The organism is Leisingera sp. ANG-M7 (genome assembly GCF_000813965.1).
Classification (GTDB): Bacteria; Pseudomonadota; Alphaproteobacteria; order Rhodobacterales; family Rhodobacteraceae; genus Leisingera.
The window spans coordinates 188,614-209,845 of the sequence record NZ_JWLI01000011.1 but is presented as its reverse complement, the minus strand read 5'-3'; the positions used below and the strand labels follow the sequence as shown (position 1 = coordinate 209,845).

24 protein-coding genes are annotated in these 21,232 nt (G+C 57.4%); 11 read left to right on the top strand and 13 right to left on the bottom strand.

The window, feature by feature from the left end; all coding sequences use genetic code 11:
* The first annotated feature begins 116 nt into the window (after positions 1 to 116).
* From rph to RA26_RS14295, 4 genes are read left to right on the top strand one after another with little or no spacing between them, the layout of a single operon-like run.
* Positions 117 to 830 (top strand): ribonuclease PH, encoded by a 714-nt coding sequence (gene rph / locus RA26_RS14310; protein ID WP_039184528.1) that lies wholly within the window; start codon positions 117 to 119, stop codon positions 828 to 830.
* On the top strand, positions 827 to 1,441 hold the full coding sequence (gene rdgB, locus RA26_RS14305; RefSeq protein WP_039184527.1) for an RdgB/HAM1 family non-canonical purine NTP pyrophosphatase: 615 nt from the start codon (positions 827 to 829) through the stop codon (positions 1,439 to 1,441). The genes rph and rdgB overlap by 4 nt, the downstream gene beginning before the upstream one ends.
* Positions 1,434 to 2,588, top strand: coding sequence for a radical SAM family heme chaperone HemW (hemW, locus tag RA26_RS14300; RefSeq protein ID WP_039184526.1), 1,155 nt, complete (start codon positions 1,434 to 1,436; stop codon positions 2,586 to 2,588). Before rdgB ends, hemW begins: the two co-directional genes overlap by 8 nt.
* 4 nt (positions 2,589 to 2,592) lie before the next feature.
* A complete protein-coding gene (locus RA26_RS14295; protein WP_039184525.1) occupies positions 2,593 to 2,946 on the top strand; it encodes a YbaN family protein in 354 nt (117 codons plus the stop codon).
* On the opposite strand, the gene RA26_RS14290 is transcribed toward RA26_RS14295, so the two are convergent.
* The 7 genes from RA26_RS14290 to RA26_RS14260 form a co-directional block, all read right to left on the bottom strand.
* A complete protein-coding gene (locus RA26_RS14290; protein ID WP_039184524.1) occupies positions 2,936 to 3,829 on the bottom strand; it encodes a ParB/RepB/Spo0J family partition protein in 894 nt (297 codons plus the stop codon). The genes RA26_RS14295 and RA26_RS14290 overlap by 11 nt on opposite strands.
* Positions 3,830 to 3,855: 26 nt before the next feature.
* Positions 3,856 to 4,665: a ParA family protein gene (locus RA26_RS14285; RefSeq protein WP_039184523.1), complete on the bottom strand. Its 810-nt coding sequence runs from the start codon at positions 4,663 to 4,665 to the stop codon at positions 3,856 to 3,858.
* Positions 4,658 to 5,275: a 16S rRNA (guanine(527)-N(7))-methyltransferase RsmG gene (gene rsmG, locus RA26_RS14280; RefSeq protein WP_039184522.1), complete on the bottom strand. Its 618-nt coding sequence runs from the start codon at positions 5,273 to 5,275 to the stop codon at positions 4,658 to 4,660. Before rsmG ends, RA26_RS14285 begins: the two co-directional genes overlap by 8 nt.
* Positions 5,272 to 7,146 (bottom strand): tRNA uridine-5-carboxymethylaminomethyl(34) synthesis enzyme MnmG, encoded by a 1,875-nt coding sequence (gene mnmG / locus RA26_RS14275; RefSeq protein ID WP_039184660.1) that lies wholly within the window; start codon positions 7,144 to 7,146, stop codon positions 5,272 to 5,274. Before mnmG ends, rsmG begins: the two co-directional genes overlap by 4 nt.
* A gap of 13 nt (positions 7,147 to 7,159) precedes the next feature.
* A complete protein-coding gene (gene mnmE / locus RA26_RS14270) occupies positions 7,160 to 8,446 on the bottom strand; it encodes a tRNA uridine-5-carboxymethylaminomethyl(34) synthesis GTPase MnmE (RefSeq protein ID WP_039184521.1) in 1,287 nt (428 codons plus the stop codon).
* 30 nt (positions 8,447 to 8,476) lie between these two features.
* A complete protein-coding gene (rho, locus tag RA26_RS14265) occupies positions 8,477 to 9,748 on the bottom strand; it encodes a transcription termination factor Rho (RefSeq protein WP_039184518.1) in 1,272 nt (423 codons plus the stop codon).
* 173 nt (positions 9,749 to 9,921) lie between these two features.
* The gene (locus RA26_RS14260; RefSeq protein WP_039184516.1) at positions 9,922 to 10,377 is read right to left on the bottom strand and encodes a CopD family protein; all 456 of its coding nucleotides are present in this window, start codon (positions 10,375 to 10,377) and stop codon (positions 9,922 to 9,924) included.
* Positions 10,378 to 10,787: 410 nt separating this feature from the next.
* On the opposite strand from RA26_RS14260, the gene RA26_RS14255 reads away from it, so the two are divergent.
* The 4 genes from RA26_RS14255 to dnaQ are packed head-to-tail and all read left to right on the top strand — an operon-like array spanning position 10,788 to position 13,528.
* Positions 10,788 to 11,387: a Maf family protein gene (locus RA26_RS14255; protein ID WP_039184514.1), complete on the top strand. Its 600-nt coding sequence runs from the start codon at positions 10,788 to 10,790 to the stop codon at positions 11,385 to 11,387.
* Positions 11,384 to 12,217, top strand: a complete 834-nt coding sequence (locus RA26_RS14250) for a shikimate dehydrogenase (RefSeq protein ID WP_039184512.1) — start codon at positions 11,384 to 11,386, stop codon at positions 12,215 to 12,217. The genes RA26_RS14255 and RA26_RS14250 overlap by 4 nt, the downstream gene beginning before the upstream one ends.
* Positions 12,214 to 12,807, top strand: coding sequence for a dephospho-CoA kinase (gene coaE / locus RA26_RS14245; RefSeq protein ID WP_039184511.1), 594 nt, complete (start codon positions 12,214 to 12,216; stop codon positions 12,805 to 12,807). Before RA26_RS14250 ends, coaE begins: the two co-directional genes overlap by 4 nt.
* Positions 12,800 to 13,528 (top strand): DNA polymerase III subunit epsilon, encoded by a 729-nt coding sequence (dnaQ, locus tag RA26_RS14240; protein WP_039184509.1) that lies wholly within the window; start codon positions 12,800 to 12,802, stop codon positions 13,526 to 13,528. Before coaE ends, dnaQ begins: the two co-directional genes overlap by 8 nt.
* Positions 13,529 to 13,598: 70 nt before the next feature.
* Here the strand turns inward: dnaQ and secB are convergent, their stop codons facing one another.
* Positions 13,599 to 14,087: a protein-export chaperone SecB gene (secB, locus tag RA26_RS14235; RefSeq protein WP_039184507.1), complete on the bottom strand. Its 489-nt coding sequence runs from the start codon at positions 14,085 to 14,087 to the stop codon at positions 13,599 to 13,601.
* Positions 14,088 to 14,143: 56 nt separating this feature from the next.
* On the bottom strand, positions 14,144 to 14,644 hold the full coding sequence (locus RA26_RS14230) for an FxsA family protein (protein ID WP_039184505.1): 501 nt from the start codon (positions 14,642 to 14,644) through the stop codon (positions 14,144 to 14,146).
* 114 nt (positions 14,645 to 14,758) lie between these two features.
* On the opposite strand from RA26_RS14230, the gene RA26_RS14225 reads away from it, so the two are divergent.
* The 3 genes from RA26_RS14225 to RA26_RS14215 are packed head-to-tail and all read left to right on the top strand — an operon-like array spanning position 14,759 to position 17,052.
* Entirely contained in the window at positions 14,759 to 15,415 is a 657-nt protein-coding gene (locus tag RA26_RS14225; RefSeq protein ID WP_039184504.1) for a Tim44/TimA family putative adaptor protein, read from the top strand.
* Positions 15,412 to 16,464, top strand: coding sequence for a murein transglycosylase A (mltA, locus tag RA26_RS14220; protein ID WP_039184502.1), 1,053 nt, complete (start codon positions 15,412 to 15,414; stop codon positions 16,462 to 16,464). The genes RA26_RS14225 and mltA overlap by 4 nt, the downstream gene beginning before the upstream one ends.
* Entirely contained in the window at positions 16,465 to 17,052 is a 588-nt protein-coding gene (locus tag RA26_RS14215; protein ID WP_039184501.1) for a Smr/MutS family protein, read from the top strand.
* A 6-nt stretch (positions 17,053 to 17,058) separates the two neighbouring features.
* Here RA26_RS14215 and RA26_RS14210 read toward each other — a convergent pair whose 3' ends face one another.
* From RA26_RS14210 to hslV, 4 genes are all read right to left on the bottom strand, one after another.
* Positions 17,059 to 18,174, bottom strand: coding sequence for an alpha/beta hydrolase (locus tag RA26_RS14210; RefSeq protein WP_039184499.1), 1,116 nt, complete (start codon positions 18,172 to 18,174; stop codon positions 17,059 to 17,061).
* A gap of 81 nt (positions 18,175 to 18,255) precedes the next feature.
* Positions 18,256 to 19,566, bottom strand: a complete 1,311-nt coding sequence (hslU, locus tag RA26_RS14205) for an ATP-dependent protease ATPase subunit HslU (protein WP_039184497.1) — start codon at positions 19,564 to 19,566, stop codon at positions 18,256 to 18,258.
* Between the two features lie 13 nt (positions 19,567 to 19,579).
* Complete coding sequence (locus RA26_RS14200; RefSeq protein ID WP_039184495.1) at positions 19,580 to 20,650, bottom strand: hypothetical protein; 1,071 nt, start codon at positions 20,648 to 20,650, stop codon at positions 19,580 to 19,582.
* A 1-nt stretch (position 20,651) separates the two neighbouring features.
* Complete coding sequence (gene hslV, locus RA26_RS14195) at positions 20,652 to 21,215, bottom strand: ATP-dependent protease subunit HslV (protein ID WP_039184493.1); 564 nt, start codon at positions 21,213 to 21,215, stop codon at positions 20,652 to 20,654.
* Positions 21,216 to 21,232 lie beyond the last annotated feature (17 nt).

Below are 21,232 nucleotides of genomic sequence, written 5' to 3'. Positions count from 1 at the left end.
AACATAGGAACCCGGCTCCAAAATGTCATTAAAGAGCACTTCGGGAAAAGGTCAATCGGGCTTGCATAGCCCCGCGTCCGGGGGATATCCCCAAGCCAACAGCAAAAGGATGTGCCATGCGACCCTCAGGACGAGAACTGAATGAAATGCGCCCTGTCTCGATTGAGACCGGTTTCACCAAACACGCCGAGGGCTCCTGCCTGATCAAGGCCGGCGACACCCATGTCCTGTGCACCGCCACCATCGAAGACCGCGTGCCGCCCTTTATCAAGGGTACCGGCCTTGGCTGGGTTACCGCCGAATACGGCATGCTGCCGCGCGCAACCAATACCCGCATGCGCCGCGAGGCTGCCTCTGGCAAGCAGGGTGGGCGCACCGTGGAAATCCAGCGCCTGATTGGCCGCGCGCTGCGGGCCGGTGTCGACCGCGTTGCCCTGGGCGAACGCCAGATCACTATCGACTGTGACGTGCTGCAAGCTGACGGCGGCACCCGCTGCGCCTCAATCACCGGCGGCTGGGTGGCCCTTCGCCTGGCAGTGAACAAGCTGATGAAGGCCGGCGATGTACAGATTGACCCGCTGATCGATCCGGTTTCCGCCGTGTCCTGCGGCATCTATGCCGGCCAGCCGGTGCTGGATCTGGACTACCCCGAGGACTCTGAGGCCGGCGTGGACGGCAACTTCATCATGACCGAATCCGGAAAACTGATCGAAGTACAGATGTCTGCCGAAGGCTCCGTCTTCTCCCGCGATCAGATGAACCAGCTGATGGACCTGGCCTCCAAAGGCACTACTGAGCTGGCAGAAATGCAGAAGGCCGCCTGCAAATGACCCGTAAATTGGAAGGCGGCAAGCTTCTTGTCGCCACCCACAACAAGGGCAAGCTGAACGAGATCACCGAGATCCTCGCGCCTTTTGGCGTGCAAGTGGTTGGCGCCGGCGAGATGAACCTGCCGGAACCCGAGGAAACCGAAGACACCTTTGTCGGTAATGCCCGCATCAAGGCACACGCTGCCGCTAAGGCAACCGGCCTGCCTGCCCTGTCCGATGATTCCGGCATCACAATAGATGCACTGAACGGCGCACCCGGCGTCTACACTGCCGACTGGGCGGAAACGCCGAACGGCCGCGACTTCAAACTGGCAATGACCCGCGCCAATGACGAGCTGATGACCGCCGGCGCGAACGCACCGCGCACTGCTCAGTTCCGCTGCACCCTGGTGATTGCCTGGCCCGACGGCCATGACGAAGTGTTCGAGGGCGTGATGCCGGGACAGCTGGTATGGCCGATCCGCGGTGAACACGGCTTTGGATACGATCCGATGTTCCAGCCGGATGGTTACGACATCACCTGCGCGGAGATGGATCCGGCAGATAAGAACAAGATCAGCCACCGCGGAAAAGCTCTCGCTCAATTCGTTCAGGGCTGTTTCGGTGGATGACTGGCGCAACGGGGGCTTTGGCCTTTATGTGCACTGGCCCTTTTGCCAGGCCAAATGCCCCTATTGCGATTTCAACAGCCATGTTTCTGCAACAATCGACCAAAAGATATGGGTTAGAGCCTACCTTAGCGAACTGGACAGACTCTCAGAACAGCTTTCTGGCCGCGTTCTGAACTCCATTTTCTTTGGCGGCGGCACCCCCTCCCTGATGCAGCCGGACACCGTGGCCGCCGTTATTGAGCGCGCACGTGAAATCTGGCCTTTTGCCAATGACATAGAGATCTCTCTTGAAGCGAACCCCGGGTCAGTCGAAGCCGGCCGCTTTGCAGGCTACCATGACGCAGGCGTGAACCGGGTTTCCATGGGCATTCAGGCCCTGAACGACGAAGACCTGCGCCGACTTGGCCGCATTCACAGCGTTGCAGAAGCCAAGGCAGCCTTCGACATTGCCCGTCATTGCTTTGACCGTGTGAGTTTTGACCTGATTTATGCCCGGCAGGGGCAAACACTGGAGGCTTGGCAAGCGGAGCTGCGCGAAGCGCTCTCCATGGCAATCGACCACCTGTCTCTCTACCAGCTCACCATCGAGGAAGGCACCGCCTTCGGCGACCGTTACGCCCGCGGAAAACTGCGCGGTCTGCCGGAAGACGACACCGCCGCAGACATGTACCAGGCCACCCAAGACACCTGCGCCGGCTTCGGGATGGCCGGCTACGAAGTCTCAAACCACGCCAAACCAGGTGCGGAATCCCGACACAATCTGATTTACTGGCGCTATGGAGACTATGCGGGTATTGGCCCCGGCGCCCATGGGCGGCTGACTTTGAATGGCCACCGTTATGCCACTGAAACCTATCTGGCGCCCGGAGCCTGGCTGAATGCGGTGAGCAAAGGCAGCGGAGAATCCCTCCGGGAGCTGCTGAACAGGGAAGATGCGGCGGCTGAATACCTCATGATGGGGATGCGCCTTACCGAAGGTCTGGATATGGCACGATACGACCAGCTTTCAGGTCACAAACTGCCAGAAGACCGGCTGGATGACCTTGCACGAATGGGTATGGTGACTATCTCTGACCAGAGGCTTCGCGCGACCAACCAAGGCCGCGCGGTATTGAATGCGGTACTCCGCGAACTTTTGATGGATTGAAGCAATGCGTTTCCTCTACGCCGGCCTGGGACTGTTTTGCGTCGCGCTGGCCGTCATTGGCATTGTTCTCCCCTTGCTCCCCACGGTTCCATTTTTACTTCTTGCGGCGTTCTTCTTCGCCAATTCCTCGGAACGCCTGCACAATTGGATTGTCGATCACAACGTCTTTGGCCCCATGATCATAGACTGGCGCGATCATGGCGCCATACGGCCGGCTGCGAAAAAGGCGGCAACCGTCTCGATTGCCGCCGTCTTTGGTCTTTCTGTCCTGCTTGGCGCTCCTGGTCATATCCTAGGCATCCAGGCAGTGGTGCTATCCATCGTTCTCTTCTTTATCTGGACCCGTCCTAACGGCTAAGCAGATTGCACAACTCGTCCAGCTGGTCCAGATTTTCATAGGCTATTGTAACTGCACCCGCCTCGCCTCCGGGCTTATGATCAATTGAGACCTTCATCTTGAGCATTGCGGACAGATCACCCTCAAGTGCCCGGGTATCCGCGTCCTTTTCAGGCGCCTTGCGAGGTTTCTTGGCGCCGCCTGTGTGGATACCGGCCGCGTCCTTTTTCACCAAGGCTTCAGTTGCACGAACGGACAAACCGCCCTTCACAATCTTAACTGCCAGTTCAGAGGCATGGTCAGAAGTAATCAGGGCCCGGGCATGTCCCGCGGACAGTTTGCGTTCCTGAACCAGAATCTGGACGTCTTCCGGCAAGTGCAGAAGACGTACAAGATTGGCAATATGGCTGCGGCTTTTACCAAGCGCTTCCGCCATCTTCTCCTGAGTATGGCCAAACTTTTCCATAAGCTGCTTGTAGCTCTGCGCCTCTTCCATCGCATTCAGATCCGAACGCTGGATGTTTTCAATGATGGCCACTTCCATCATTTCCAGATCGGAGTAGTCCCGGATCAGAACCGGAACTTCATGCAGCTGAGCCGCCTGGGACGCCCGCCAACGACGTTCACCAGCGACAATTTCGTATTTTCCGCCAGCCCTGGGCCGGACGATCAACGGCTGCAGTACACCTTTTTCCTTAATGGACGCAGTCAGGTCATCAAGGTCTTCCTGAAGGAACTGCCGGCGAGGCTGATTGGGATTGGCAACGACATTCTCGATTGGCACCAGTATTTCCGCGTTCCGCGGAGCCTCCGCTTGCGTGCTCACTGGCGCGGGGTTCACATCCGCCATCAATGCCGACAATCCCCGGCCAAGCCCGCGTGGTTTTGTTTTTTTGTCTGCCATGAAAGCCTCCGGTTCGTATTCTTCATTTACGCCGCTATCTTGTGATGTTTATTCAGGATTTCTTCTGCCAATGCGCGATAGGCCTGTGCACCCTGGGAGTTACTGTCATAGTTCAATACGGGCTGAGCGTAAGAGGGCGCCTCACTCACGCGCACATTGCGTGGAATCTTCGTTTGAAACACAAGATCACCCAGATTGTCGCGTGCATCCTGTTCGACCTGCTGAGACAAGTTGTTGCGCCGATCAAACATAGTCAGAACGATTCCTTCAATCCGCAGGTTAGGATTCGCTGACTGCCTCACTTCACGAATCGTCAGCATCAGCTGTGTCACCCCTTCCAGTGCAAAGAACTCGCTTTGCAACGGAACTAAAACAGAATGTGCTGCGACCATTGCATTTACCGTCAGCAGATTCAAAGAAGGTGGGCAATCTATCAGAACATAGTCCCAGTCGTATTCGTCCATTGCAGTTTGGCGAAGCGCATCGTGTAAAAGAAAGCTACGCTTCTCATTGGTGAACAATTCGATGTCCGCAGAACTCAGGTCAACGGTCGCAGGAATTATACACAGGTCCTCAATCTCGGTTTGTCGGATGACATCAGCCAGGGATGCGTCCTCCACCAATAGATCATAGGTGGTCAGATCCCGGTCTGAAGGTTCAATACCAAGGCCGGTTGAGGCATTCCCTTGCGGATCCAGGTCAACGACCAGTACGCGAAGGCCGCACTCAACCATCGCCGCAGCGAGATTGATGGCCGTTGTTGTCTTCCCTACCCCGCCTTTCTGATTTGCGACCGCGATGATACGAGGCCCCTCCGGGCGGGAAAAATCAGACACGTTCCACTCCCCTGATTTTCAGGATAACTGCTTCTGGCTCAGTCAAACTTTTAGCGGTTTCCATCTCAAACCGCCATCGCTGCCGCGCCTTATCCACTTCTTTTTTCCAGTTCTCCCCTTTCGGGAAAACAGCAATACCATCCACTGTCAGATGACGCTCTGCGAATCCGAGAAGATCATCCAAGCTGGCCAGCGCCCGGGCAGAAAGCACATTCGCCTTTTGAGGATCGACCTGCTCAATCCGGTCACTTATCACTGTAAGTGACGCCCCGCACTCTCTTGCCGCTGTACGCAGAAACGCGGATTTTCGCTGGTCACTCTCGATCAGCGTAATTCTCATCTGCGGAGCCTCGTCTGCCGCCAGGATAGCCACGACAAGTCCCGGAAACCCTCCGCCGCTGCCGATATCCACCCAATGACACGGTGTTTCGACACAACGGAATACTTGGACCGAATCCGCTATATGACGTGTCCAAAGCAGATCTAAGCTGGAACGGGAGACCAAGTTGATCTTTGGGTTCCACTTGCGAATGACCGTGTCGAAAATTTCCAGGCGCTGCATTGTTTCACGTGAAACATTGAGCGTGCCGAGAAGGTCTTTACTGCTCATCCAGTTTTCTCCCGTCGCACCTTTTCTTTGCGAATCCTTGCGAGAATTAAAGCGAGCGCAGCCGGTGTCATACCATCAATTCGAGCTGCCTGAGCCAGAGTTTCCGGGCTGGCGCGCTTGAGCTTTTGCTGAAGCTCCTTGGAAAGCCCCTCGATACCCTCATAGTCAAAGGTTGCTGGAATAGAATGACCTTCATCGCGCTTCATAGCGGAAATTTCCCGCTCTTGTCGCGCGATGTAGTTGGCGTACAGCGCGTCCCGTTCCATTTGCCGCCGGATCTCTTGATCCACCTTCTCCAACTCGGGCATCAGTTGTATCACATCCTCGAAACTGACATCCGGAAAGGCGAGAACATCCAGACTAGTTCGTTTATTTCCATCCTGGTTAACCCGGATCCCGGCAGACGCGACCTGCTTAGGCGTAAAGCTATGCGCTTCGAGCAGTTGACGAGCTGAAACCAGCTTTTCGCATTTACTTTCGAACGCCGTTCGGCGCGTCTCACCAACGCATCCCAATTCTATTGCAAGCGGCGTAAGTCTTTGGTCTGCGTTGTCTGCCCGCAAAGACAGTCTGAACTCGGCCCTGGATGTGAACATCCGGTATGGCTCAGTGACTCCGTTTGTCGTCAGATCGTCGATCATCACACCTATATAACTGCTGGACCGACTGAAATTCACCGCCTCTTCACCCATGGCCCGGCGCGCCGCATTCAATCCCGCGACAAGACCCTGTGCAGCCGCTTCCTCGTAGCCGGTTGTGCCGTTTATTTGTCCAGCAAGATAAAGTCCTGGCACCTCCTTCAGAGAAAGATCGAGCTGAAGCGCGCGCGGGTCCACATAATCATACTCAATGGCGTATCCCGGTTGGAGAATTACAGCCTGTTCGAGACCAACAATTGAGCGGACATAATCCTCCTGAACGTCCAGTGGCAGGCTAGTAGAAATGCCGTTAGGGTAAACCGTTTGGTCGGTAACACCTTCTGGTTCGAGGAAAATCTGGTGTGATTCCTTGTCTGCAAACCGGACAATTTTGTCTTCAATCGAGGGGCAATATCGTGGGCCTACGCCTTCAATGTGCCCGCCGTACATTGCCGAGCGGTCCAGGTTCTGGCGAATGATGTCGTGAGTCTTTGGGTTCGTGTGGGTAATACCGCAGGAAATCTGCTTTGCATTCAGCGCCTTTGTAAGAAAGGAAAAGAAGACAGGGTCATCATCACCTGGCTGTGCGTCCAGGATGTCCCAGTTTATGGTTTTCCCGTCCAATCGGGGCGGCGTGCCTGTCTTCAGGCGGCCAAGAGGCAGCTCGAAACTATCAAGGCGCTTCGCCAGTTTAACTGATGGCTTGTCCCCCATCCGGCCACCAGGTTTCGAGACATCACCAATATGTATTACACCGCGAAGAAAAGTGCCCGAAGTCAGAACCACTGACTTCGCCGGAATTTCGCTTCCGTCACCAAGTATCACGCCGGACACAGTTTGCCCGGACATCAGAAAGTCTGTCACTTCACCTTCAACGATATCCAAGTTTTCTTGTGCTTCTGTCAAACGAAGCATCTCCTGACGGTAAATTCTGCGATCTGATTGGGCACGCGGTCCTTGTACAGCTGGCCCCTTCCGGCGGTTCAGCAAGCGGAATTGAATACCTGCCAGATCAGCAACCTGCCCCATGACGCCATCCATCGCGTCAATTTCCCGAACAAGGTGCCCCTTCCCCAAACCGCCGATGGCGGGATTGCATGACATCACCCCGATTCCACTACGGTCCAGAGTTACCAGAGCGGTTGAAGCGCCCATCCGTGCTGAGGCATGGGCGGCTTCGGTGCCGGCGTGGCCGCCGCCGACCACGATTACGTCATACGATGAATGTTTCACGTGAAACACTCCTTCACTTTCCCAGACAAAAACTGGAGAAAATCTCATCCAAGAGATCTTCAACCCCGATCCGGCCAACAAGCATTTCCAATGCCCGGATAGAAGACCGCATTTCCTCAGCAGCTATATCATAAAACTCAGGACCTCGCTGCAGGGTATCCTGGGCTTCTTTAAGCGATACAAGGGCTGATAGCATCGCATCCCGGTGCCGAGCACGGGTCGCAATCCCAGCCTGTGCTGATCGGTTGCGCAGAACTTCCGAAACATGTCCGACAAGACGGTCTATCCCCTGCCCGGATCGGCCGGAAATTGCATCGCCTGCGTCATCCCTTAGATCGGCCTTTGGGCGCAGACGAATGTCGCCGGCCCGCATTTCAACATCAAGGATCTCATGATCGTCAGCCAGGAAAACGCGAAGGTCCGCATCTTCCGCCCGCTTGCGTGCCAAGGCAATGCCAATACCTTCAACATGGTCTTCAGTATCGCGCAGGCCGGCGGTGTCCAGCAGGGTAACCGGAAAGCCGGCAAGATCCATACGGACTTCGATAATATCACGGGTGGTGCCAGCATATTCGGACGTGATCGCCGCTTCGCGGCCGGCAAGCGCATTCAGCAGTGTAGACTTCCCAACGTTCGGCGCACCGATGATGGCCACCTCAAAACCGCTGCGGATCCGTTCAGCAATTTTGACTCCGGCGGTCTCCTGCTCCAAGCCGACCTGGACACCCGCCAGCAACGCAGCAACCTCGGGCGTGACATCAACCGGCACTTCTTCGTCGGCAAAATCGATTGTGACTTCAATCAGTGACGCAGCGCGGATCAGGTTTGCGCGCCATTTTTCGGCCAGTTCGCCCAATCCACCAGCCAAGATCACTTGCGCTTGTTTGCGCTGCGCTTCGGTTTCCGCGTCGATCAAATCTGCCAAGCCTTCAACCTGAGCCAAGTCCAGATTGCCGTTTTCCAGTGCCCGACGGGTAAACTCACCGGGTTCGGCCATTCTCAAACCATTGATTCGCCCAAGCGACTCAAGCACCGCAGTAATTACTGCAGTGCTTCCATGTGTTTGAAATTCAACGGTATTTTCAGCTGTGAAGCTCTTGGGCGCGGAAAAAGTCAGCACCAGCGCTTCATCCAGCCGTTCCCCTGATTCGTCCCGCAATACACGCAGGCTGGCGCGTCGCGTCGGCAAGTCGCCGCCGCAGAGCTGCGCGCCGGCTTCAAGCGCCAACGGACCGGAGACGCGGATCACCGCGACCCCGGCCTTCCCTTGGGCAGAGGCCAGCGCAAAGATCGTGTCCATGGGGTGGCCTTTCTCGCTTCCCGGCCTTGGTCAGGTGTTCATCGAGTCGAAGAACTCGGAGTTTGACTTGGTCTGCTTCAGTTTGGACAGCAGGAACTCAATAGCGTCGGTTGTGCCCATCGGGTTCAGGATCCTGCGCAGAACAAAGGTCTTGGCCAGATCTCCCTTGTCGACCAGCAGATCCTCTTTCCGGGTGCCTGATTTGAGGATGTCGATCGCCGGGAACACGCGTTTGTCGGCAATCTTGCGGTCCAGCACGATCTCCGAGTTACCGGTGCCTTTGAATTCCTCAAAGATCACCTCATCCATGCGCGAGCCTGTGTCGATCAGCGCGGTGGCGATGATGGTCAACGAGCCGCCTTCTTCGATGTTCCGGGCCGCACCAAAGAAGCGTTTCGGCCGCTGCAGGGCGTTTGCATCAACACCACCAGTCAAAACCTTGCCCGAGGACGGCACGACGGTGTTGAAGGCCCTACCAAGTCTTGTGATAGAATCCAAAAGAATCACAACATCTCGCTTATGCTCAACAAGGCGCTTAGCCTTTTCAATAACCATTTCGGAGACTGCAACATGGCGGGTCGCGGGCTCATCAAAGGTGGAGGACACAACCTCGCCTTTCACAGAGCGCTGCATGTCTGTCACTTCTTCAGGGCGTTCGTCGATCAGAAGAACGATCAGATAGCACTCAGGATGGTTCTTTTCGATGGAGTGCGCGATGTTTTGCAGGATCACCGTTTTGCCGGTCCGGGGCGGCGCCACGATCAGCGAACGCTGGCCCTTGCCGATGGGTGCAACCAGATCGATCACCCGGGCGGAGCGGTCCTTGATGGTGGGATCTTCGATCTCCATCTTCAGGCGCTCATCGGGGTAAAGCGGGGTCAGGTTGTCAAAAGCGATCTTGTGGCGGGCCTTCTCGGGCTCTTCGAAGTTGATCATGGTGACATTGGTCAGCGCAAAGTAGCGCTCCGTCTCCAGCGGCGCCTTGATCTGCCCCTCGACAGTGTCACCAGTGCGCAGCGAGTACTGCCGGATCATGTCGGGTGAGACATAGATATCGTCCGGACCCGGAAGGTAGTTCGCCTCAGGCGAGCGAAGGAATCCAAAGCCGTCCTGAAGCACTTCCAGCACGCCGTCGCCGCCAATGTCCCAGCCTTCATCCGCGCGTTCCCGCAGGATCTGGAACATCATCTCGCCCTTGCGCATGGTCGAGGCGTTTTCGATCTCCAGCTCCTCGGCCATCGCCAGCAGCGCTTTGGGGCTCTTAGCCTTGAGATCGGACAGATTCAGGGATTGCACGGTCATATAGATACGGCCTCTACTCCCCGCTCACCCGGGGGTCGGTCACACGACAGGATTGGAAAACACGGCTGCCCGGACGGGCCCGCTGAGAGCCATACATAGGGACTCGCTTCAGATAAGTCAAACGCCGGCTGCAAACGTTTCGCGGCCACAGCCCGCGCCTCAGCGCCGCTGCGTTAAAATTTGAAGATCACCGAGATCACAATCACCATCATCAGAACTGTTGGCACCTCATTCATCAGCCTGAATTGCCGTCCGGTCAGGGTGTTCCGGCCTTCTTTGAAATCACGGTAGCGAAACAGAAGCCAGTGATGGAACCAGCTCATGCCGATCACGGATACTCCCTTGATCCAGGGCCACAGATAGCTCCAGTCGACAATGCCCGGTGTCAGAACAATGAACAGGCCAGCAGCCCAGGACACATACATTGCAGGCCGCATGATGATCCGGAGAAGCTTTTCTTCCATGGTAAGGAAAATGGGCACTGCGTCCTGCACCTTCTCTGCTTGTTCTACGTGATACACAAACAGACGGGGGAGATAGAAGAGACCGGCCATCCAGCTCAGCACTGCCATGATGTGCAGGGATTTTGCATATGGGTAGAGTGTGAACATCAGATCGGTCAGGTCCATGGTCAGTTCTCCCCGGTTTGATTGGACCACCCTAATAATTAAAGAAATATTAGAAGGATGATGTTTTTGTAGTGTGCGTGGATTCCAGTGGATAAGTGAATCTTCCTCCGCTTATCCCCAGCAGGGATAAGATTCCAGCGTGGTTGGGACAGGATTCGTGGAAAATTCCTTAACGCCTATAAAATATGGCCAGTTAAGGATCAGTTTACCTTTCTTGCCTTGGGGATAACAGCGGGATGAACCGGGGAGAGCCGGCATATCCACGATCTCAAAGTTATCCTGACTCACAAAGGACGACTCAGCCGGCAGAATCCTGAGATTTGCGTCAACCCCTGGAGTCTTTACTTAACCGCGGAAAACCATACAAAACGTCCTGAAACGATCAGCGTCTTTCCCACGGGGTTTTCCACATGACTGCCCACATTGTGCTAGCTTCCGGTTCCGAAATCCGGGCGCATCTGCTGCGTCAAGCAGGTATTGACTTCGAATGCGATGCACCCCGCGTGGATGAGTATGCGATTAAATCCTCCTTATTGGCTGAGCAGGCTCCGCCGCGCGATATTGCGGATGCGCTGGCAGAGGCAAAGGCGCGCAAAATCAGCGGAAAGCACTTTGGAAAACTGGTTCTGGGCTGTGATCAGGTTCTTGATTTTGAGGGAATCCTACTTTCCAAGCCTGTCAGTTCGGAGGAGGCACTGCACCAGCTCAAAGAAATGCGGGGCAAGCGCCATATGCTGCTGTCTGCTGCCGTAATCTACCGGGATGGAGAACCGATCTGGCGGCATGTGGGCCAGGTCCGGCTGGTCATGCGCAAGTGTTCAGACCGTTACCTTGAGGACTATGTCGCCCGCAATTGGGACAGCATCCGCCATGCGGTCGGGGCTTACAAGCTGGAAGAAGAGGGTGTGCGGCTGTTTGCCAGTATCGATGGCAGCTACTTTAATGTCTTGGGACTACCGCTGATGGAACTTATCAGTTACTTGGGACTTCAGGGGGTGATCGAGCAATGACAGACGCAAGAATCCCGCTTGCCGGCGTGATCGGCAGTCCGGTGGCGCATTCCAAGTCGCCTCAACTCCACGGTCACTGGCTGAAGGCGCATGGTATCTCCGGTCACTACGTTCCCATACATGTAGAGCCGGAAGACCTTGCCGAAACCCTTCGGGTTATGCCGAAAATGGGGTTTGTCGGGGCAAATGTCACCATCCCGCACAAGGAAGCGGTGATGGCGATCGCCGACAAGGTGACGGACCGGGCTCGGCTGATCGGTGCAGCCAATACGCTGACTTTCCGCTCTGACGGCACCATCATGGCAGACAACACAGATGGTTACGGGTTCATTACGAACCTGCATAAGGGGGCGCCGGATTGGAATCCTCAATCCGGACCTGCGGTTGTATTGGGGGCTGGCGGTGCTTGCCGGGCGGTTGTTGCGTCCTTGATGGAAGCAGGCGTTCCGGAAATCCTGCTAAGCAACCGCACCCGGGACCGTGCAGACAAGCTGCAGAAGGATTTCGGAAACCGAATAAAAGTGGTGGAGTGGCTTCAGGCAGGCAATATCATTGAAGAAGGCGCGCTGATCGTGAATACCACCTCGCTTGGCATGGTGGGCAAGCCGCGTCTTCGGGTGCCGTTTGATGGCTTGCAAGCTATTGCGGTTGTGACTGACCTTATCTACTCGCCTCTGAAAACTGATCTCTTGCAAACGGCAGAGGACGCGGGTTGCACCGTGGTCGACGGACTAGGCATGCTTCTGCACCAGGCGGTGCCGGGGTTTGAGCGCTGGTTCGGCCACCGTCCTGAGGTTGACGCTGCCACGCGGGATGCGGTGCTCGAATGAGTTTCTGCCTTGGCCTCACTGGCTCCATCGGCATGGGAAAAAGCACCACGGCCCAGCTGTTCGCGGCACAGGGTTGTGCGGTTTGGGACGCGGATGCAGCGGTTCACCGGCTTTATGGCAACGGAGGCGCTGCCGTTAAGCCTATGCAGGCTGCCTTTCCAGAAGCTGTGGAGAAGGGCGAGGTCAGCCGAACCGCTCTGAAGCGGATTATCGGCAGCGAGCCCGAAGCGCTGACGCGTATTGAGGCCATTGTGCATCCGCTAGTCGCGCAGGATCGGGCGGCGTTCCGGGCAGCGGCGCAAAGCGACATACTGGTGTTCGACATCCCCCTTCTGTTTGAGACCGGTGGCAATGCGGAAATGGATGCGGTGGCTTGCGTGACTGTGGATTCACAGACCCAGCAAGAGCGGGTTCTTGCCCGGGGCACGATGACGGTTGAGCAATTCCGGCATATTCTGCAGAAACAGATGCCGATTGAGGAAAAGATGGCCCGCGCTGATTATGTGATCGAGACAGACACGCTCGAGCACGCTGCCGCTCAAGTTGTGGAAATCCTCTCAGAAATCAGGAGCAAGCTGGGCCATGCGTGAAATCGTTCTCGATACCGAAACCACCGGGTTTGATCCGTTCTCGGGGGACCGGATTGTTGAGATAGGCGCGGTGGAGCTGTTCAATCACATGCCGACCGGGGAAACGTTTCACGTTTACATCAACCCGGAACGCTCGATGCCGGCGGAGGCGTTTTCGGTCCATGGCATCGGTCCGGACCTGCTGGAGCCGCCGCAGAAACCTGAACCTGGCGCGGTCACGCTGCGAGACAAGCCGGTTTTTTCCAAGGTTGGTCAGAAATTTCTGGATTTTGTGAAAGACTCCAAACTGGTCATTCACAATGCCAGCTTTGACATGAAGTTCCTGAATGCAGAACTTGGCTGGATGGGGCTGCCAAAGCTGCCGATGGATCAGGCGGTTGACACATTGGCAATGGCGCGCCAGCGGTTTCCGGGTTCGCCGGCGACTCTGGATGCGCTGTGCCGACGTTTCAGCATCGACAATTCCAACCGGACGCTGCACGGGGCACTTCTCGACTCGGAAATTCTTGCAGATGTCTACCTGGAGCTGATTGGCGGCCGGCAGCCGGATTTTGGTCTTTCCACGCAAGCCAGCTCTTCCGCCACTGCGAAAGCAGAGGACGACTGGCGCCCTGCCCCCCGGCAATCATCGCTGCCACCGCGGATCACGGCTGAGGAACTGGAAGCGCATGAGGCGTTTATCGGCAAGATGGGTGATGATGCCCTGTGGAAGTCGGCTTAGGCCAGCCGGCAGCAGAAATAAAAAACGCCGCTGACTGTCAGCGGCGTTTTCTGGTCTCAACTAAAATTGCTTACTGCGTGGGCGCCGCAGCTGCAGCTTCGGACTGGCGGCGGGCCAGCTCGTTGCGGTAGATCGCCACAAAGTCGATGTTGTCGAGGTTCAGCGGCGGGAAGCCGCCGTCGCGGGTCACGTCGGACACGATGCGGCGCAGGAACGGGAAAGTCATGCGCGGGCATTCGATCAGCAGGAACGGGTGCAGCTGGTCTTCCGGAATTCCGACGATGTTGAAGACACCAACATATTCCAGCTCCAGCACGAACAGGACGTTGCCGCCCTCCTTGTTCTTGGACTCGACGGTCAGCTTGGTGATCACCTCGTACTGGTTCTCAACCGAACGCTTTTTCGCATCCAGGTTCACCTGCACGCTGACGTCGGGCTGAACCTCGCCACCAGTGCCTTTTTGCGCCATCACGTTTTCAAACGACATGTCGCGGATGAACTGGGCCAGAACATTCATCTGGACTTGCGGCTGCTGCTGGGCTTCGCCGTTTTCGGCCATCGGGATACTCCTGAAAATATGCTTTGGACAGTGCTTAACAGCTTGGTTCAGGCAGCTCAACGGGGGCCGTCAACCCAGCCTGAGGTGCCGCTTGGGCGACGACCTGGGGTCACATCTTCGTAATCACCATCGATGACATCATCCGGCCTGTCGGCGGCGCCGGGATAGTGGCGGCCCTGCATGCTGCCCGGCCCCATCTGGAACTGTGTCACAGTGATACGGGCGCGCAGATAGCGGTAGACCGCCAGCCGCACAGGCGGCATCAGAAGGGCAAATCCAGCAGCATCGGTAAAGAAGCCGGGTGTCAGCAGCAAAGCGCCTGCAAACAGGATCATTGCTCCATGCGCCAGCGGTTCAGCCGGATCGGACAATTGCTGAAAGGATGACCGCAGCTGCCCCATTGCCATCCGCCCCTGGGTCTTCACCAGCCAGGTGCCCAGCACGGCGGTCAGTACCACGATGGCCAGGGTCGGCCAAAGGCCGATGGCACCGCCAACCTGAATAAACAATGCAATTTCAATGATGGGAACCATCAGAAAGGCCAGGAAGAGATACATGGGGTTTCCTTGCGATCATACGTCCGGGCGGTAGACTTGCTCCCGCCCGTCACCTACATAAGGTCTGATCGCTTTGGTTTCAAACAAAGCACGAACGCCTAGCATGAGGTATCCATGGAGTCGCCTGTGATTCAGCTTTTGGTTCTGGCCGGTATTGCTGTGTTTCTGATCCTGCGCTTGAAAAGCGTACTGGGAACACGCGAAGGGTTTGAAAAACCGCCGCTGCCAAAATCCGAAGCCAAAAGCCGCCGCCCGGATCTGGAAGTGATCGAAGGCGGCCCGGACCGAGATATTACCGATTACGTGGCAGAGGATAGCCCGCAAGCCCAATCCTTGGCTGCGATGAAACGTGTTGAGCCGTCGTTTCAGGTGCAGGATTTCGTTCAAGGTGCCCGCGGCGCCTATGAGATGATCCTGATGGGTTTCGAGCACGGAAATTTGGATGACATCCAGCCGTTCTTGGCAGAAGACGTGTTCGACAGCTTTGTTGAAGCCGTCGCACATCGCGAGGACCAAGGGTACAAAATTGAAGCTGAATTCATCGGTGTCCGTGAAACCACTCTGGCCAACGCGCAATTTGATGCTCAGTCGGGCCGCGCGGAGATTACCATGCGTTTCGTAGGTGAGTTGACTTCCGTTGTGCGCGACCGTGGCGGAGATATCGTTGAGGGTGATCCCAAGGCTGTGAAACGCCAGAAGGACACCTGGGTCTTTGCCCGCAACATGGGTAGCGATGATCCCAATTGGCAGCTTGTTGCGACGGACGCATGATTGCGGCGCTTCGGGGGGCACTTGGGGCAGCTGCAATTGCAGGTGCCGCGATGACCGCCTCCGGGGCGCAATCTGAAACCGTGTCCAGCATCTTGGATTTTGCCCAGCTGGACGGCTGGGCACAGGATGATCACGCAGCCGCGCTGGAGGTTTTTCTGGGGACTTGCAAGGATCTAAAGGATCCGGATTGGGCTGCACTGTGCAAGGTCGCCCACTCCCAGTCACCTGATGGCGCCCGCGCATTTTTCGAGCTGTTTTTCCGCCCAGTACTGATTGAGGACGGAAGCCCTGCCCTGTTCACCGGATATTTTGAGCCAGAACTGAACGGGTCACGCTACCCTACAGGCCGCTTCCGTTATCCGGTTTATAAAATCCCGCCAGAGGCACGGGGCGCAGGCCTTTGGCTGCCACGGCGGGATATTCTGACCAGCGATGTAATGCAGGGCCGCGGGCTGGAAATTGCTTGGGTCGATGACCCGGTGGAGCTGTTCTTTCTGCAAATCCAAGGATCCGGGCGGATCCGTTTGCCGGATGGCTCGATTATCCGCGTGGGTTATGGCGGGGCCAACGGTCATCCCTACAAATCCATCGGCAAGGAATTGGTGCGCCGCGGCGTCTACAACGCCCATCAGGTAAGTGCCCAAGTGATTAAATCCTGGGTGCGCCGCAACCCGACCGATGGCAAGGAGCTGTTGTTCCACAATCCGTCCTATGTGTTTTTCCGGGAGGTGCGCAGGGTTGCAGCCTCCAAGGGGCCGCTCGGGGCAATGAACCGGTCTGTCACGCCAATGCGCACCATTGCCGCCGATCCTGCCTATACCCCGCTGGGTGCGCCGGTCTGGGTGGAGAAGGACGGGCACATGCCGCTGCGGCGGTTGATGGTGGCGCAGGATACTGGCTCTGCCATCAAGGGTGCACAACGGGCTGACATCTTTGTCGGAACAGGTGATGCAGCGGGCGAGACTGCTGGAACCATGAAAGACCCGGGACGGATGGTGGTTCTGCTGCCGATCCAGCGGGCCTATGCGATGCTGCCGGAAGACATTTGAATGACACGGCGCAAACTGACAGGCGACGAAATCGACCTTTGGCACAAGGTCGTGAAGCACACAGAGCGGTTGCACCCGGGTGCGCATTCTTCGCCGCCAGCCCCGCCGATGCCCAAACCTAAACCGGTCAAGCAGCCGGAACCGCGACTGGCGGCATTCAAGGTTGGAAGCAATGCTAAACCCAAGCCGGTGAAACACGATTTGAAGCCGTCGATTGCCCGCAGCCTCGCCTGTGATCCGCTGCAGATGGACGAAAAGGCTTTCCGCCGCATGAAACGCGGCAAGATCAGGCCTGAAGGGAAGCTTGACCTGCATGGCATGCGGATCGACACCGCGCATCCTGCTCTCACACGCTTTATCTTGTCGGCTCAGGCATCAGGAAAGCGGCTGGTGCTGGTGGTAACCGGCAAGGGCAAGGACCGGGATGAGCCGGGCCCGATGCCGGTGCCGCGCGGTGTACTGCGTCACAAGGTGCCGCAATGGCTGGCCCTGCCGCCCTTGTCACAGGCGATCTTGCAGGTCACGCCGGCGCATATCAGCCATGGCGGTGAAGGCGCCTACTACGTTTATCTCAGGCGCAGCCGATAAGGGGCGTCACCTATTGTCTGACGGAGGGCCATCCAGGGCGATTTCAATTGCGTTGTCGCGGATAACGATCTGGCCAGGTAAAAGCCTGCGCAGACGGTCCTGATCGCGATCAAAGGTTTGCGCCGTTTCACGCGCACCATTCAGCAGCGCCAGCAGCGCCGGCGAGGTGGCGGCAACAAAATGCTGTGATTCCGCCTCATCTGCAAAGGCTGTAGTATCAATAACCTCCACCGGCAGGTCACTGATCTCCTCGGCATTGTTGAGGTTGCCAAGCCTTGCACGCCCATCCAACCCGCGCAGCCGCTGCGACAGGGTCAGGATATTGTCCTTTTGCGAAACGAAGATCGCAAACGGCTGCGGGACTTCTGCAAAGCGGGTCATTTGCGATTTGAAAACATCGACGTCCAGATCCGGTGACATCAGCACCACGCCGCCCAGGTGGCGAGCGGTCCATCCTGGCGACTTGATCTCAATCTGCCGCAGCGCCTCCATGGTCAGCAGCCCGCCCATGGAATGTGCAACAACAACAATCCGGTCGGCGCCGGACGTGCGCAGCTTGCGCAGCAGAGCTTCCAGACCGTCACGGGCAAACAGAACGCTGTCGCCGTCGTAGGCATAGCCAAGTGCCTTGCCCTTGCTGGGCCAGGAATAGATGACAGTTGCGCCGGGAACATTGAGGTCATGTGTCAGCTGGGCGGCCCTGAATGCAGTCTCCGCTTGGGTTGAATTGAAGCCGTGCACGAAAACGGTCACGTCCCTCTCATTGGCTGGAAACTTGGCCAATTCTTGACGCAGCCTGGACGAAAAAGCTGCTTCAGTTTGGAATTTCCTGCGTCCCGCCATAGTGAACTCAGCTGAGGGGTCCGGGTTTGCATAACCGAATTTCAGTGTGCCAGGTTTATGTTCGGGTGGAATTGAAACTGTGAGTTCCAGCAAACTTATGCCGTCGGTCCTATCAGGCCCGAATGTGCCATCGGGCAACGGTTCCCGGTTTGTGGCTGCAAAGACAGTTGCTGGTTTGCCAACGTTCAAGGCTTCAGGGACTGTGGGTGAGTAGGATCGGTCCGTACAGCCTGCCAGCCCGATTAGTAGAAAAACGCAAACCGTGCGCAGAACCTGCATTGTGCCTGTCCCCAATTTCAAATGGCGGCAGGCTATCCGACCTGCCGCCATTGTCCAGTAGCTGAGCCCTATGATCGCGATTTACAGCACGTAACGGCTGACATCCGCAGACCGGCCAAGCTCGCCCAGGTTTTTGGTCACAAAAGCCGCGTCAACCGTGACAGCCTCACCGGAGCGGTCTGGTGCCGTAAAGGAGAGTTCCTCGAAGACCCGTTCCATCACGGTATAAAGCCGGCGGGCACCAATGTTTTCGACTGTCTGGTTCACCTCGGCCGCAATCTTGGCAAGCGCGGCAATGCCATCTTCGGTAAAGGTTACCTCGACTTCCTCTGTGCCCATAAGTGCGGTGTACTGACGTGTCAGCGCGTTGTCGGTCTCGGTCAGGATGCGGACAAAGTCCTTCTCGGTCAGCGCCCGCAGGTTCACCCGGATCGGCAGCCGGCCCTGCAGTTCCGGCAGCAGATCCGACGGTTTGGCGATGTGGAAGGCACCGGAGGCGATGAACAGGATGTGGTCCGTTTTTACCGGCCCGTGTTTGGTGCTGACGGTGGTGCCTTCGATTAGTGGCAGCAGGTCGCGCTGCACGCCTTCCCGGCTGACGTCGCCGCCGCGGGTTTCCTGGCGCGCACAAACCTTGTCGATCTCGTCCAGGAAGACGATGCCGTTCTGCTCCACCGATTCCAGAGCGGAACGGGTGACGGATTCGTCATCCAGCAGCTTGTCAGCCTCCTCGCTGATCAGCACCTCATAACTTTCGGCAACGGTCATTTTTTTGCGGGTGGTGCGCCCGCCCATCGCCTTGCCGAACAGGTCGCCCAGGTTCAGCATGCCCATATTGCCGCCACCGGGCTGGCCGGGGATCTCGAACATGCCCATCGGGTTGGAGGTGTCGGCCACATCCAACTCGATAACCGTGTCGTCGAGTTCGCCCGCCTTCAGCTTCTTTCGGAACATCTCGCGGGTGGCTTCACGGGCATCTGTGCCGGCGATGGCCTCAACAACCCGGTCCTCTGCAGCCTTGTGGGCGTTGGCCTTCACTTCCTCGCGCATGTACTCGCGGGTCTGAGCAATGGCGCTGTCCACCAGATCGCGGATGATCTGCTCCACATCGCGGCCGACATAACCAACCTCGGTGAACTTGGTGGCTTCCACCTTTATAAACGGCGCACGGGCCAGCTTAGCCAGACGGCGGGAAATCTCTGTCTTGCCGACACCGGTGGGGCCGATCATCAGGATGTTTTTGGGGTACACCTCGTCGCGGAGGTCGTCATCCAGCTGCTTGCGCCGCCAGCGGCTGCGCAGCGCTACTGCCACGGCCCGTTTGGCTTCCTTTTGGCCGATGATAAAGCGGTCCAGTTCGGAAACGATTTCGCGCGGGGTCAGATCAGTCATGGGTCTTTCCGTTTCAGTGTGAGGGCGGCAGCCGGTCAAGTGGCAGCACACCGGACAAGGGGGTAAGCATGGCCGCTCGGATGCGGCTCCAGAAGGCGCCGAGGGCAACCAGAAACACGCCAAGCGCCAGTATTGTGATGGCGGTGCCTTCGCCGTTAAACACGGTGCCGGCCAGGGTGACGCTGTAGCCGATGGCGGCAATCAGGAAGGAGCGGCGGTCGATGATGATTGCGATGAGGGCAAACAGCACAAGGACGGCAAACAAGAGAAGGTTTGAACTGGAGGTTCCACTGTCCAGAAGGCTGAGAGCAATGGTGTTGACCAGGGCTGGCGCGGCAACGACGTGCAGCCAGAACCCCTGCGCTGACCGTCTGGTGACGCGATGCGGATCGCTGAGGTCAAACCCCATGGCAACGGCAAACACCGCCAACCCGACCGCGAGGGTGATCCAGGCAAACGAACCGGTGGCTGACAACAGGAAAAGATCGCCAATCCCTGCCGGGCTGCCGGCCTGAATGGCGCCGGACAGCAGCGCAAAGGCAAAGACCCCCAGCGCAATCAAAGCCATGGCAAATGGCACCCGGAAGCGCAGCCAAAAGAGCGCGATGGCCGCTGTTGTCAACGCCAGGGGCAGCGGCAGGCTGCCATAATCGTTCTGGGCAATCATGAAGGGCTGGCTGAACTGGGCATTCAAACCGGTGCCCGCATTGATGGCCCAAAGCAGCGACAGCGCAATCGCCGGCGCCACCATGCGGCGACGGCGGATGAAGTACCCGGACAGACCCCATAATACGACGGCGCCGACGATGGCGGCCGTTACGGCTTTTCTTTGATAGTCGCTCGGAGATCCGCTCAGATCAATTGCGATGAAACCTACCCAGCCCGAGGTCAGGATCAGCAGGCCGATGACGATGAAAATCTCGTTGAAACCTTTGAACAGCTCAAAAGGCTCATCTCCGGGGGCGAGGTTTTCACGTGCCCCCCGCCGGCTGTCTGCCAGCGCCAGTAATGACGCCGCCTGTGCCTCGCTTACCAAACCTGACCCAACAGCGGCCCGCAGGTCATCCTGACCTATCCGGCTCATCTCAGCCGTCCTGGCCGATGGTTTCCACCGTCAGCCTGCCATTGGTATAGACGCAGATGTCGGCAGCAATTGCCATCGCATCGCGGGCAACGTCTTCTGCGGATTTATCGCTGTCCATCATGCCGCGGGCTGCTGCCAGGGCAAAATTGCCGCCAGAACCGATGGCTGCCACGTCATGTTCGGGCTCCAGCACATCGCCGGCACCGGTGATCACAAACATGTCGGTGCCGTCGGTGACGATCAGCATCGCCTCCAGCTTCTGCAGGTATTTGTCGGTGCGCCAATCCTTGGCCAGCTCCACACTGGCGCGGGCCAGCTGGCCCGGGGTTGCTTCCAGCTTGGCTTCCAGCCGTTCCAGCAGGGTAAATGCATCCGCGGTCGAGCCGGCAAAACCCGCCACCACATCAAAACCGCCAGGCGACAGGCGGCGCACTTTGCGGGCGGTTCCCTTGATCACTGTTTGCCCCAGCGACACCTGACCATCGCCGGCAATGACCACCTGGCCGTCCTTCTTGACGCCGATGATGGTGGTGCCGTGCCAGCCGGGGAATTGATCGTCTGCCATTTATGCCTCCGTTAAGT